12 protein-coding genes are annotated in these 11,853 nt (G+C 69.1%); 5 read left to right on the top strand and 7 right to left on the bottom strand.

Features of this window, described 5'->3' with window-relative positions:
• Window positions 1-180: 180 nt before the first annotated feature.
• Entirely contained in the window at window positions 181-741 is a 561-nt protein-coding gene (gene orn / locus VGF12_RS14605) for an oligoribonuclease (RefSeq protein ID WP_331176769.1), read from the bottom strand.
• 50 nt (window positions 742-791) lie between these two features.
• Here orn and VGF12_RS14600 point away from each other — a divergent pair, with 50 nt between their 5' ends.
• The 4 genes from VGF12_RS14600 (at window position 792) to VGF12_RS14585 (ending at window position 4,060) form a co-directional block, all read left to right on the top strand.
• Complete coding sequence (locus VGF12_RS14600) at window positions 792-2,063, top strand: M48 family metallopeptidase (protein ID WP_331176768.1); 1,272 nt, start codon at window positions 792-794, stop codon at window positions 2,061-2,063.
• Complete coding sequence (locus tag VGF12_RS14595) at window positions 2,060-2,395, top strand: 4a-hydroxytetrahydrobiopterin dehydratase (protein ID WP_331176767.1); 336 nt, start codon at window positions 2,060-2,062, stop codon at window positions 2,393-2,395. Before VGF12_RS14600 ends, VGF12_RS14595 begins: the two co-directional genes overlap by 4 nt.
• An 82-nt stretch (window positions 2,396-2,477) precedes the next feature.
• Window positions 2,478-3,383 (top strand): ribosome small subunit-dependent GTPase A, encoded by a 906-nt coding sequence (rsgA, locus tag VGF12_RS14590; protein WP_331176766.1) that lies wholly within the window; start codon window positions 2,478-2,480, stop codon window positions 3,381-3,383.
• Window positions 3,383-4,060 carry a DUF3047 domain-containing protein gene (locus VGF12_RS14585; protein WP_331176765.1) on the top strand — a complete coding sequence of 226 codons (678 nt, stop codon included), beginning with the start codon at window positions 3,383-3,385 and terminating at the stop codon, window positions 4,058-4,060. The genes rsgA and VGF12_RS14585 overlap by 1 nt, the downstream gene beginning before the upstream one ends.
• On the opposite strand, the gene VGF12_RS14580 is transcribed toward VGF12_RS14585, so the two are convergent.
• The 5 genes from VGF12_RS14580 to VGF12_RS14560 form a co-directional block, all read right to left on the bottom strand.
• A complete protein-coding gene (locus VGF12_RS14580) occupies window positions 4,061-4,327 on the bottom strand; it encodes a hypothetical protein (protein ID WP_331176764.1) in 267 nt (88 codons plus the stop codon).
• A gap of 68 nt (window positions 4,328-4,395) precedes the next feature.
• The gene (locus tag VGF12_RS14575; protein WP_331176763.1) at window positions 4,396-5,121 is read right to left on the bottom strand and encodes an SDR family oxidoreductase; all 726 of its coding nucleotides are present in this window, start codon (window positions 5,119-5,121) and stop codon (window positions 4,396-4,398) included.
• A gap of 45 nt (window positions 5,122-5,166) precedes the next feature.
• On the bottom strand, window positions 5,167-7,527 hold the full coding sequence (locus VGF12_RS14570; protein WP_331176762.1) for a penicillin acylase family protein: 2,361 nt from the start codon (window positions 7,525-7,527) through the stop codon (window positions 5,167-5,169).
• A 19-nt stretch (window positions 7,528-7,546) separates the two neighbouring features.
• On the bottom strand, window positions 7,547-8,335 hold the full coding sequence (locus VGF12_RS14565; protein ID WP_331176761.1) for an SDR family oxidoreductase: 789 nt from the start codon (window positions 8,333-8,335) through the stop codon (window positions 7,547-7,549).
• Between the two features lie 106 nt (window positions 8,336-8,441).
• Window positions 8,442-9,554, bottom strand: coding sequence for an ABC transporter substrate-binding protein (locus VGF12_RS14560; RefSeq protein WP_331176760.1), 1,113 nt, complete (start codon window positions 9,552-9,554; stop codon window positions 8,442-8,444).
• Between the two features lie 190 nt (window positions 9,555-9,744).
• On the opposite strand from VGF12_RS14560, the gene VGF12_RS14555 reads away from it, so the two are divergent.
• Window positions 9,745-11,379 carry a HAMP domain-containing sensor histidine kinase gene (locus tag VGF12_RS14555; protein WP_331176759.1) on the top strand — a complete coding sequence of 545 codons (1,635 nt, stop codon included), beginning with the start codon at window positions 9,745-9,747 and terminating at the stop codon, window positions 11,377-11,379.
• On the opposite strand, the gene VGF12_RS14550 is transcribed toward VGF12_RS14555, so the two are convergent.
• Window positions 11,373-11,552, bottom strand: a complete 180-nt coding sequence (locus tag VGF12_RS14550; RefSeq protein WP_331176758.1) for a hypothetical protein — start codon at window positions 11,550-11,552, stop codon at window positions 11,373-11,375. The two genes, VGF12_RS14555 and VGF12_RS14550, sit on opposite strands and share 7 nt — an antisense overlap.
• Window positions 11,553-11,853 lie beyond the last annotated feature (301 nt).

The raw sequence follows: 11,853 nt of genomic DNA, 5'->3' as shown, positions 1-11,853 counted from the left end.
CAGGCGCCGCCCCGCGCGGCCGTCTCGGCCGCAGCGATGACGCCGGGCACCTCCTCCAGCCGCGCCGCCCGCAGCCAGCGCGCCGGTGCCACGGACCAACAGCCGCGCAGGCGCTCGCCGTCCTCGCGGGCCAGCGGGTGGCGGGGAAAGTCGAAGGCGGCGTGCAGCAATCGATCCGGATCAGGCCAGGTTCAGGAAGTGGGTGCGGTAATGCACCAGCTCGTCAATGGACTCCTGGATGTCCGCCAGCGCGGTGTGCGCCTGCGCCTTCTTGAAGCCCTCCAGCGCGGCGGGCTTCCAGCGCTTGGCCAGCTCCTTCAGCGTCGACACGTCCAGGTTGCGGTAGTGGAAGAAGTCCTCCAGCTCGGGCATGTAGTTGGCGAGGAAGCGGCGGTCCTGGCAGATGCTGTTGCCGCACATGGGACTCTTGCCCTTGGGCACGTACTGCTTGAGGAAGGCGATGGTCTGGGCGGCGGCCTCGGCCTCGGAGATCGTGGAGGCCTTGACCCGGTCGATGAGGCCGCTCTTGCCGTGGGTGCCCTTGTTCCAGGCGTCCATCGCGTCCAGCGTTGCGTCGCTCTGATGGACAGCGAAGACGGGGCCTTCAATGCGCTTCTCCAGCAGCGGGTCGGTGACGACGACGGCGATCTCGATGATGCGGTCACGGTCGGGGTAGAGACCCGTCATTTCGAGGTCGATCCAGATCAGGTTGCTGTCGCTGATGGCAAGGGTGTCGGACATGGTGAAGCTCATTCTGAAGAGCTCGGATTCTCGCAGCCTAAAATTTGCGCATGTCCCCCACGCTGTTGTCCCTCGTGTTCGCCGTTGCGCTGGCGGCCTCGCTGCTCGTCAAGTTCTGGCTGTCCACGCGCCAGGTGCGCCATGTCGCCGCCCACCGCGGCCAGGTGCCGGCAGCTTTTGCGGGCAGCGTGACGCTGGCGGCCCACCAGAAGGCTGCCGACTACACCATCGCGCGCAGCCGCTTCGGTCTGCTGGCGCTGGCCTTCAACGCAGCCGTGCTGCTGGGCTGGACGCTGCTGGGCGGCCTGAACGCGCTGAACGGCTGGGTGCTCGACGCGAGCCTTGCGTTGCCCGAAGGCTGGCAGCCCATGGGCTACCAGTTGGGCCTGGTCGCGGCCTTCATGCTGATCGGGGCGGTGCTGGAACTGCCCTGGGAGCTGTGGTCCACGTTCAGGATCGAGCAGGCCTTTGGCTTCAACCGCACGACGCTGAGGCTCTTCATTGCCGACATGCTCAAGGGTGTGCTCGTCGGCGCGCTGCTGGGCCTGCCCATACTGGCGTTGATCCTGTGGCTGATGAGCACCGCCGGCCCGCGCTGGTGGCTGTGGGCCTGGGGCGCGTGGGTGGGCTTCAACCTGCTCGTCATGGTCATATATCCGACCGTCATCGCCCCCCTCTTCAACAAGTTCGAGCCGCTGACCGACGCGACGCTGAAGGAGCGCGTCGAGAAGCTGATGGCGCGTTGCGGCTTCGCAGCCAAGGGGTTGTTCGTGATGGATGGCAGCCGGCGTTCCGCCCACGGCAATGCCTATTTCAGCGGCTTCGGCCCGGCCAAGCGCGTCGTCTTCTTCGACACGTTGCTGACCAAGCTCAACGGCGCCGAGGTGGAGGCCGTGCTGGCCCATGAGCTGGGCCACTTCAAGCACCGTCACATCACCAAGCGCATCGCGCTGATGTTCGCGATGAGCCTGGCCGGCTTCGCGCTGCTGGGCTGGCTGATGCAGCAGCCCGCGTTCTACCTGGGCCTGGGCGTGGTGCCCAACCTCGGCGCCCCCAACGACGCCCTCGCGCTGATGCTGTTCCTGCTCGCCGGCCCGGTGTTCGGCTTCTTCGTCACGCCGCTGGCCAGCCATTTCTCGCGCCGCGACGAGTTCCAGGCCGACGCCTATGCCCGCGCGCAGGCCAGCGGCCACGACCTGTCGTCTGCGCTGCTCAAGCTGCACGAAGACAACGCCGGCACGCTGACGCCCGACCCCGTCTACGCCCGCTTCTACTACTCGCACCCACCCGCTGCCGAACGGCTCGCGGCGCTTGCCTCATGAACGATCTGCTGCTCGCCCAGTGCGACCCCAAGGCCCCGCTGATGGACGCCGACACCCGCGCCCGCGTGCTGGCCGCCCTCCCAGGCTGGTTGCCGGATGCCGACGCAAAGCTCATCGGGCGGCGCTTTGGTTTCGACAACTTCTACCAAACCATGGCCTTTGTCGACGCCGTTGCCGAGATCGCTCACGCGCAGGATCATCACCCCGAGATGCTGGTGGGCTACAACGCCTGCACCGTGAGCTGGACCACGCATTCGCGCGGCGGGCTGACGCTCAACGACGCGATCTGCGCAGCCCAGGTGAGCGCGCTGCCCGAAGCCTCGGGCTCATGAGGGCCGAGCGCTGGGCGGCTGTGCAGCCGGCCCGCATGACCTGGGAGGCTCGCTCGATGCACCCGTCGGACGAGACGCTCCGATGAGCAAGTTCCAGGCGCTGGACCTGGGGCTCGTCGTGCGCGGCCACGGCCGCCACTACATCGTCGAGGACACGGATGGCCGGCGCTTCGTCTGCCACCCGCGCGGCAAGAAGAGCGACGCCGTCGTCGGGGACCAGGTGCGCTTTGCGGAGGCGAGCGCGGACGAAGGCGTCATCGAGGCCGTGGAGCCGCGCCGCAACCTGCTGTTCCGCCAGGATGAGTGGAAGACCAAGAGCTTCGCAGCCAACCTGGACCAGTTGCTGGTCCTCGTCGCGGTCGAGCCGGTGTTCAGCGAGTCGCAACTTGCCCGCGCGCTTATCGCCGCCGAATCCGCCGGCATCCGCGCGGCCATCGCGCTGAACAAGACCGACCTGCCCGGCACCGATACCGCCCGCGAGCGGCTGGCGCCCTACCGCGCCATGGGCCTGACGATGTTCGAGGTTGCGCTCAAGGCCGATCGCGAGACTTCGCGCGCCACGCTGCAGCCCTGGCTGGCGAACCAGCGCACTTTCGTGCTGGGCCCCAGCGGCACCGGCAAGAGCACGCTGATCAACCTGCTCGTGAAGGACGCCCAGGCCCAGGTCGGCGAGATCTCGCAGGCCTTGAACTCCGGCCGCCATACAACCACCACCACACAGTGGTACTGGACCGACGAGTCACGCACGACGGCGTTGATCGACTCACCGGGCTTCCAGGAGTTCGGCCTGCGCCAGATCGAGGCCGCCGAGCTTTGGCGCTACATGCCCGACCTGCGCGAGCATGGCGACTGCCGCTTCCACAACTGTTCACATATTCACGAACCGGGCTGCGGCGTGCGCGCTGCGCTGGACAGGGGCTTGATCAGCGCCAGCCGCTACCGCATCTACGGCGAAATCCTCGAAGAACTCCAACGCAAGACCTGGTGATGCGTCGCTTTCTGCACCTTTGCGCGCTGGCCCTGCTGGCCGGCTGCGCAACCACCCTCACGCCCCCGCCCTCCGCCGAGGGCTGGCAGCCGATGAAGCTGCCGGGCAAGGCGCTCACCCGCTACAGCTGGACGGAGAAGGACGGCCGCCCCGCACTGGAGGCCGTGTCCGAGCGCTCCGCCAGCCTGTGGCGCAAGCGCCTGGATCCGGCCGTGGCCCACGTCGGAGAGGTCGATTTCTCCTGGTGGGTGCAGGGCCTCATCCCGGGCGCCAATGTCTCGGACGCCCGTCACGAGGACGCCGTCGCACGGGTCATCTTCGGCTTCGATGGCGACGTCGACGCATTGCCGCTGCGCACCCGCATGAAGTTCGAGCTCGCCCAGACGCTGACGGGCGAGTCACCGCCCTATGCCACGCTGATGTATGTCTGGGACAGCAAGCTGCCTGTCGGCACGGTCGTCGTCAATCCGCGCAGCGACCGCATCCGCAAAATCGTCGTCGACTCCGGCCCGGCCGAGCTGCGCCGCTGGCGCGACCACCGCCGGGACCTCGCAGCCGACTTCCGACTGGCCTTTGGCGAGGCACCGGGCCCGCTGACCTCGATGGCCGTCATGACCGACAGCGACAACAGCCGCGCGTCGGCCCATACGTGGTACGGGCCGGTCGAGCTGCGCTGATCAGCGCTGCTCGGGCGGCTGCAGCGGCAGTGGTTTGACATCGCGCACCTCGCGTGCCTCGACATCCACCACGTCGCCGGCCGGCGCCTGCCGGGTAGCCCAGGGGTTCTTGTTGACGCGGAACTGCAGGTTGGGCTTGCGTCCGGTCAACAGACTGAACAGCAGGAAGCTGAGGAAGGCGATGACGGCGAAGACGAAGAGGCCCAGGCCGACGATGGCGCCGAAGACGATGAGCAGCAGACGGATCAGGAAACGAACCAGGTTCATGGGCCGATTCTGAACCAACACCCGCCGACAGCGTGGCCACAGGCCGATTGGCGTTGCGATGGCAGGCCTCAGCCCCGTCCCACAAAGGGCATGTCGCGCGCCATGACGGTCATGGCCTGCACGTTGGCCGACAGCGGCAGCGAGGCCATGTAGACAATGGCGCGGGCGACGTCCTCGACGTCCATGCGCGGCTCCGTGGCCATCTGGCCGTTGGCCTGGAGCACGCCTTGCGCCATCCGCTCGGTCATGTCGGTCGCGGCATTGCCGATGTCGATCTGGCCGGCCGCGATGTCGAAGGCGCGACCGTCCAGGCTCAGCGACTTGGTCAGGCCCGTGATGGCGTGCTTGGTGGCCGTGTAAGGCGCCGAAAACGGCCGCGGCGCATGGGCCGAGATGGAACCGTTGTTGATGATGCGTCCGCCACGCGGCGACTGGGCCTTCATCAGCGCAAAGGCCGCGCGAGCGCAGAGGAAGCTGCCGGTAAGGTTGGTGTCGACGACGGCGCGCCACTGCGCCACGGTCAGTTCGTCCACGGGCACCGGAGGTGCGCCGATGCCGGCGTTGTTGAACAGCAGGTCCAGCCGGCCAAAGCGCTGGCGCAGCGTCGCGAAGGCCGCTTCGACCTGCGCCTCCTCGGCAACGTCCGCGGGCAGGTGCAGCGCACCGTCCAGGGTGTCGCGCAGCGGCGCCTCGCGGCGCCCCATCAGGGCGAGGGTCCAGCCGTCGGCGGCCAGGGCGCGTGCAACGGCACGGCCGATGCCGGAGCCGGCACCGGTAACGAGAGCAACTTTCATCGGGCGTTCATGGCGTGAGGTGACCACGCCATTCTGCCCAGCCGCTTAAGGCCTCAGCACCAGCCGGTGCTGGGTCGTGCCCGGCAGGAATGGGAGCGGCTCGCCGGCCAGCCAGGCGGCATGGTCGCCGCGGTAGAAGGGCGACATCGGATGGCCGCTTTGTCCACCGGGGATGACGAGGATGCCGCGCTCCTCGTGGCCGGGCGAGACCACCATGCGCTCGCTCTGGCCGTGGCCGTGGTTGTGCACGCGCGGCATGTGGCTGTCGCCGGCCATGCCCTGGGAGGCCTGGTCCAGCCAGCCGGAAAGCGCAGGCAGCGCCGCGCTCAGCGGATGACGCATGCTGGTGGTGTTGTCGGCGCCCCAGGTCGAGGCCGCCACGCTGCCGTACTTGGCGACGAGTTCGCTGCGGCTGACCAGCACGGCGCGCTGCAACAGCTCGGGCCAGCTCTTGAAGTCGGCCGGCAGCGTGTCCGGCCGCCCGGCCTGGATCAGCGCCCAGCCGGGCGTCTCGGGCACCATCTTCAGGTCGCTGAGCTTGAGCTCACGAGCCTCGAGCAGGCCGGCCAGCGGCGCGAACAGGCTCTTCAGTGCCTGCAGGCGGAAGGAACGCACCAGCAGGTAGCCGACGGCGTCCGGCCGCGCGGCGTCGGCGCTCTTCTCGACCTCGGCGCGGTAGTCCGCCAGGCCGTTGGCGGCGACGAAGTCGGGCGTCAGTACCTGGGTCAACAGCAGGTTGCGCCAGCGCTGGTGGAATAGCGCGCGATGGTCGAGCTGAATGGCATGCAGTCCGGCCTCATCGAACTTGTCCTGTGCACGCAGGCCGTCGCGGATCTGCTGGCCACGGGCGCCGAGGTCGTAGCCGCCGTTGCCGAGGACCTTGAGCGCTGCGCCACCGACCATGCGCGAGTTGGCCGTCCACAGCCGTCCGTCGGCGGGGTCCACGATGCGGGGCTGCTCGGCCGTGCCCAGCCAGCCCTGCCAGCGCGGGCGGCCATCGCTCCAGTCCTGCGGGCGGTCCATGTCCTCCCCACCCGTGCGCCTGGGCATGGCACCGACGACGGTCCACGCGATGCGCCCGCCGGCATCGGCCACGAGCAGGTTCTGCGCCGGCATGCCGGCACCGACCGCCAGTTGCACCGCCTCGTCGACGTTGGCCGCGGTCTCCATGTTCATCAGCCGCAGGTTCATGCCCTCGCGGTCATGCGCGACCCAGCGCAGCACGTAGGCCTGGCCCGCCGCCGCCTTCTGCGGCATCACGGGACCCCATTCGCTCTCCAGCACGACATGGTCGACTGGCGCCCCGCCCGCGACCTCGATGTGCTCGACAGCGCGCTGAAGCGGCTTCTCCACGCCGCCGGCCATGTAGTGCGTGCCGGCCGCATTGAGTTTGAGCGTGACGACGTCGGCCCAGTCCGAGGTGGTGTTGGTGAAACCCCAGGCGATGTGGCCGTTGCTGCCCGCGACGAGCAGCGGTGCGCCAGGCAGGGTCACGCCGGCCACGTCATGGCTGCCGGCGGCATCCTTCCACTTCATGCGCGCCTTGAACCACGTGCCCGGCGAACGCAAGCCCAGGTGCATGTCGTCGGCCACGATGGCCCTTCCGTCGACGCCATGCGCGGCGGCGACGGCAAAGTTGTTGCTGCCGAGGTCGCGCGCGTCACGCAGGCTGCAGTCGCTGCAGGCCGTCTTGACGGTGCGCAGCGCTTGCGGCAGCGGGCTCGCGGGCAGCGGCACCGCGCTGACCTGGCTGTCGTCCATGGCGGCCTGCCAGTCGGCACTGTGCTGGGTGAGGAAGCCGTACCAGTCGGCCGGCACCGCATCGTGCAGCAAGCCGGTCGCGATGTCATCGCGGCCCTGGGAGGACTGCAGGTCCAGGTACATGCCGTAGGCGACGAGGATAGTGTCGGCGGCCACCCACGGCTGGGGCGCCTGGCGCAGCAGCAGGTACTCAGGGGGACGGTTGGACAGCGCCGAAAGGCCCGCGTTGACGCCACTGACGTAGGCGTCCAGCAGCACGCGCTCCTCGGCCGGCAGGGCAGCGATGCCCAGCTCGGCGCGGTGGCGGAAGCGGTGCATGCGGCGTGCCTTGTCCAGCGGCAAGGCCTTGGCGCCGACCAGCGCCGACAGCTCGCCGGCCGCGTTGCGGCGCATCAGGTCCATCTGGAAGAAGCGCTCCTGCGCATGCACGAAGCCCAGGGCGCGCGCCACGTCAAGCCGGTCCTCGGCGGTAAGGGTCAGGTAGCCGCGCGCGTCGCGCTGCGCTTCGACGGGCGCGCCCAGGGCCGCCAATGCCCGTTCGCCATCGAGCTGTGCCAGGCTGCCGCGCAGGGCCAGCCACAGCGCCAGCGCAACAAGGAGGATCAGCAGCAGCAGGCCGCCGAGGATGCGCTTCAACCACGTCATGGATGGCCCTTGGTCTGGATCAGAAGGTTCCGGGGTAGCTGCCCCCGTCGAGCAGGATGTTCTGGCCGGTCAGGTAGCCGGCATGCACGCTGCAGAGCATGGCGCAGACGGCACCGAATTCGGCGGCCGTGCCGAAGCGCTGCGCCGGGATGGCCGCACGGCGCCGGGCCGCCAGCTCATCGGCCGATGCGCCGGACTTTGCGGCGGCGCCGGCCATGGTCTTGCGCAGGCGGTCCGTGTCGAAGGCGCCGGGCAGCAGGTTGTTGATCGTCACGTTGGCGCCGGCAAGGCGCGGCTGGCGGGCCACGCCGGCGACGAAGCCCGTCAGCCCCGAGCGCGCACCGTTGGACAGGCCCAACGTGTCGATCGGCGCCTTGACGGCACCCGAGGTGATGTTGATGACGCGCCCGAAGCCGCGCGCGGCCATCGCGTCCACGGTGGCCTGAATCAGCGCGATGGGTGCCAGCATGTTGGCATCCAGCGCCGCGATCCACTGATCGCGCTCCCAGTCGCGGAAGTCCCCCGGCGGCGGGCCGCCCGCGTTGTTGACGAGGATGTCGACCTGCGGACAGGCGGCCAGTGCTGCCGCACGCCCCTCGGGCGTGGCGATGTCGCCGGCGACGGCTCGTACCTCAACGCCCGGATTCAGCGCCCGCAGTGCCGCGGCCGTGACCAATAGGTCTGCCTCGCCCCGCGCCGTGACGACGACGTTGACGCCCTCGCCCACCAGTGCCTCGGCGCAGCCGCGTCCCAGCCCTTTGCTCGCGGCGCACACCAGCGCCCAGCGGCCCTTCAAGCCCAGATCCATCACACGCTCCTCATGCAGCCCGCAACGCGGGGACGCATCATCGCGCGGAACCCGGTGACCCGGCCCTGCCGGGCAGGCAGGTTCGCCCCGGGCAGGGGCCGCCCCCTCACCGCCAGAACTTGCCGTCCGGGCCGACGATGGACACGTCGGTGAATTCGAGACCGCTGTGGTCCTTCTCGCTGTACTGCACTTGCAGGCCGCCAATGTCGATGCGGGCACCGTCCAGTGCCTTGGCGAAGCTCTCGCGACCGATGTCCTTGCCGCCGGCGCGTCGCAGCGTTTCGACGACGAGCTTGGCCGCCGCAAAGCCTTCCAGCTGCGCTGGCGTCAGCTCGCTGCGACCGGCCGCCTTGGCCAGGCCCAGTGCCTCACGCACCAGCGGGTTGGCGGTGGAGCGCTCGTAGGGGAAGAGCTGGGTCACGATGACGCCGCGGGCGTTGTCGCCCAGCTGCTTCACGAAATCGCTGGAAGCGTTGTTGGACAAGGTCGCGACGTGGGCCGTGGAGCCCGCCGCGCGCAGCGCGTTGACACCCTCGACCACGGCATAGGCTGGTCCGATCAGCACGATGGCCTCGATGCCGGCCTTGGCGATGGCCTGCATCGTCGGCGCCAGTCCGGGCTTGTTGCGGTCAAAGCGCAGATGGGACTGCGCGCGCAGCTTCACGTCGTCCAGGCCCTTGATGGCGCCCTTGCCGGCATCGTTGCCAAAGGGGTCGTTGACCTGCACGATGGTGATGCGCTTCACGCCAATGCTGGCCAGGTGCTTCACGGCACGCTCGGCCTCGCGCTGGTAGCTGGCGCGCAGGTGGTAGACCCAGGGATGGAGGGGCTCGCGCAGGCTGCTGGCGCCGGTGGCCGGCGCAATCAGCGGCAGCTTGTTGTCCTTCAGCACCGGCAGCATGGCCTCGGTGGGGCCGGTACCGCGGCTCAGCATCAGCGTCAGCACGCCCTGCCCGGCCAGGGCCTTGGCGGCCGCGGCCGCCATCGCCGGGTTGTACTTGTCGTCCTGCGTGACCAGCTCGATGTTCTGGCCCTTGATGCCGCCCTGCGCATTGATGGCGTCGAAGTACAGGCGCGCGCCCTCGGCGCTCTCCTGCACGATGCCGGCGACCGGCCCGGAGAAGCCAGCCACCATGCCGACGCGCAGGTTCTGCGCTAACGCTGCATTCGTACCGATGCAGGCGGCAAGCCATGCCGCCAGTCCAACCCAACGCTTCATTGTTTTTCTCCAGGCCAAACGCCGCCGGGGCGCTTTCTGGCGGCGGATTGTGGCGCCAGCCCCCCCGCCCCCAGCAGCCCTCCAGCCCCGGGAAAAACCCGGGCTTCTCCGGGGCCGAATGCGCATTTGCACCGCTTTGGCGGACCTACACTCTGCCCGCTCCGCTCGCCCCCTGTCGCGCGCCCGTCCCATGCCGGAAAGCCCCTTGCCGCCGCCCGCCACCGCTCTGCCCCAGACGCCCGCATCGCCATTCGGCTGGCAACGCAATTCACTGACCTTCGCCGTCGTGCTTGCCCTGCTGCTGGGCCTGCTGCTGCCGACAACGGCGGTCCTGCTCTACGACAGCCAGAAGACGCGGGCGACCGCGATGGACGAGCTCAAGCGCGATCTGACGCGCGTCACCGAGGTGATGGCGCTGTCGCTGGCCGAGCCGGTCTGGCAGGTGTCGCCCGACCTGGCCGACCCCATGGTCAAGGCGCAGATGGACGACCCGCGCTTCGTCTCCGTGCAGGTCGTCGAGCCGGCATCCTCGGCGCCGTTCCTTTCGCAGCAGCGCGTGGGCGACTCGATCGATGGCGACCTGGTGCTGAGCCAGACCCGCCCCATCCAGCGCGACGGCCGCGAGATCGCCAAGCTGACGGTGCACATGAGCGCAGCGCCGCTACTGGAGGCCAAGCAGGCGGAGGTCTGGCGCACCGTCTGGCGCAGCGGACTGACACTGACGCTGTCGCTGGTGTTGATGTTGTGGGTGCTGCAGCGCTTTGTGCTGCGGCCGATGACGGCACTGACGGGTGCCGCCGAGGCGCTGGCCGCGGGCAGGCTGGAGCAGCCGCTGCACGTTGGCGGCGCCGACGAGATCGCACGCGTGGGCGTCGCGATGGAGCGCATGCGCCAGGCCCTGCTGTCGGCGTTCGAGGCACTGCGCCAGCACAACCTCAACCTGGAAGAGACGGTGACGCAGCGCACGGCCGAGCTGACGGCCAGCAACGACGAGCTGTCCGAAGCGCTGCAGACGCTGCAGAAGGCGCAGCGCGAGCTGGTCGAATCGGAGAAGCTCGCGTCACTGGGCCGGCTGGTGGCCGGCGTGGCGCATGAGCTGAACACGCCGCTCGGCAATGCGCTGACCGTCGTGTCGGCGCTGGATGACCGCTACCGGCAGCTCGAGGCCATGCTGAGTGGCAGCGCGCAGTTGCGCCGCAGCACGCTGGAGGAACTGGCCCGCGACACGCGGCGCGGCCAGGACATCCTGCAGCGCAACGTGCAGAAGGCGGCCGACCTCGTGCGCGACTTCAAGCAGGTGGCCATCGACCAGACGGCCGATCTGCGGCGCGACTTCGACCTGGGCAAGGTCGTCGAGGACGTGCTCGTCATGGTGGAGCCCAGCTTCAAGCACACGCCCTTCGTCATCGACACCGACCTGTGCCGCGGGCTGGCGATGAACAGCTACCCCGGCGCGCTGGGACAGGTACTCACCAACCTGCTGATGAATGCGCTGCTGCACGGCTTCGACGGCCGGGCGCATGGCACGGTCCGCGTGCATTGCGCCCGGCTGAGCGATACCGAGGCCGAGCTGAGCGTCATCGACGACGGCCGCGGCATGGACGAGCCGGTGCGGCGGCGCATCTTCGATCCCTTCTTTACGACCAAGCTGGGCACCGGTGGTTCCGGCCTGGGCATGCATATCGTGCACAGCATCGTGACCAACGTGCTAGGCGGCCAGATCGAGGTGAAGTCCGCCCCTGGCCAGGGCACGCAGATGCTGATGCGCCTGCCGCTGGTCGCGCCGCAACGCGCCGGCGGCGAGCTACCGACCGCGACTTACTGAGACGCTGCGGAAGCCGGGCCGGAAGCGGCCTCCACGGCGGCCGAAGCGGCCGGCTCATGGCCTGCAGTCACGTCGTGCTTCTCGCCACTGAGGTCGATGTTGCCGCCACTCTTGGTCAGGATGTACAGCGCCAGGGCGGCAAAGGCGATGAAGCCAACGATCAACTTCCACATGCTCGGGTCTCCGGGGGGTTTGAACTGGGTGGCATTCTGCGCAGCAAGGCTGACGCTCAACTGAAGCGCGCACTGCTGGCAGGTGCACCGCCGGGCGTGCCGGAAACGAGTGCTTGCCGGGTTCGACGCCGACCCGCAGCACGGAGCACTTGATCAGCGCCCCAATCGGCATAGGGGGCCTCCTTGAGGAGGCGCCCCTGCCACACCACCTGGCATGCGGGTCCGCACCAGGCGGTTCGAGAGCTTGAGGTCAGGAGAGTCGGGGCAGGCCAAGTCGGTCGAACGACGCAATGCCCAGGAC

The sequence above is a fragment of the Roseateles sp. genome, from assembly GCF_036404855.1.
Classification (GTDB): domain Bacteria; phylum Pseudomonadota; class Gammaproteobacteria; order Burkholderiales; family Burkholderiaceae_C; genus Pelomonas.
The sequence above is the reverse complement of the archived record's forward strand: the minus strand, read 5'-3'. Positions and strand labels throughout refer to the sequence as shown.

Coding starts and splice junctions, on each gene's coding strand:
- orn (WP_331176769.1), bottom strand. CDS start 741: ATGTCCGACACCCTTGCCATCAGCGACAGCAACCTGATCTGGATCGAC.
- VGF12_RS14600 (WP_331176768.1), top strand. CDS start 792: ATGTCCCCCACGCTGTTGTCCCTCGTGTTCGCCGTTGCGCTGGCGGCC.
- VGF12_RS14595 (WP_331176767.1), top strand. CDS start 2,060: ATGAACGATCTGCTGCTCGCCCAGTGCGACCCCAAGGCCCCGCTGATG.
- rsgA (WP_331176766.1), top strand. CDS start 2,478: ATGAGCAAGTTCCAGGCGCTGGACCTGGGGCTCGTCGTGCGCGGCCAC.
- VGF12_RS14585 (WP_331176765.1), top strand. CDS start 3,383: ATGCGTCGCTTTCTGCACCTTTGCGCGCTGGCCCTGCTGGCCGGCTGC.
- VGF12_RS14580 (WP_331176764.1), bottom strand. CDS start 4,327: ATGAACCTGGTTCGTTTCCTGATCCGTCTGCTGCTCATCGTCTTCGGC.
- VGF12_RS14575 (WP_331176763.1), bottom strand. CDS start 5,121: ATGAAAGTTGCTCTCGTTACCGGTGCCGGCTCCGGCATCGGCCGTGCC.
- VGF12_RS14570 (WP_331176762.1), bottom strand. CDS start 7,527: ATGACGTGGTTGAAGCGCATCCTCGGCGGCCTGCTGCTGCTGATCCTC.
- VGF12_RS14565 (WP_331176761.1), bottom strand. CDS start 8,335: ATGGATCTGGGCTTGAAGGGCCGCTGGGCGCTGGTGTGCGCCGCGAGC.
- VGF12_RS14560 (WP_331176760.1), bottom strand. CDS start 9,554: ATGAAGCGTTGGGTTGGACTGGCGGCATGGCTTGCCGCCTGCATCGGT.
- VGF12_RS14555 (WP_331176759.1), top strand. CDS start 9,745: ATGCCGGAAAGCCCCTTGCCGCCGCCCGCCACCGCTCTGCCCCAGACG.
- VGF12_RS14550 (WP_331176758.1), bottom strand. CDS start 11,552: ATGTGGAAGTTGATCGTTGGCTTCATCGCCTTTGCCGCCCTGGCGCTG.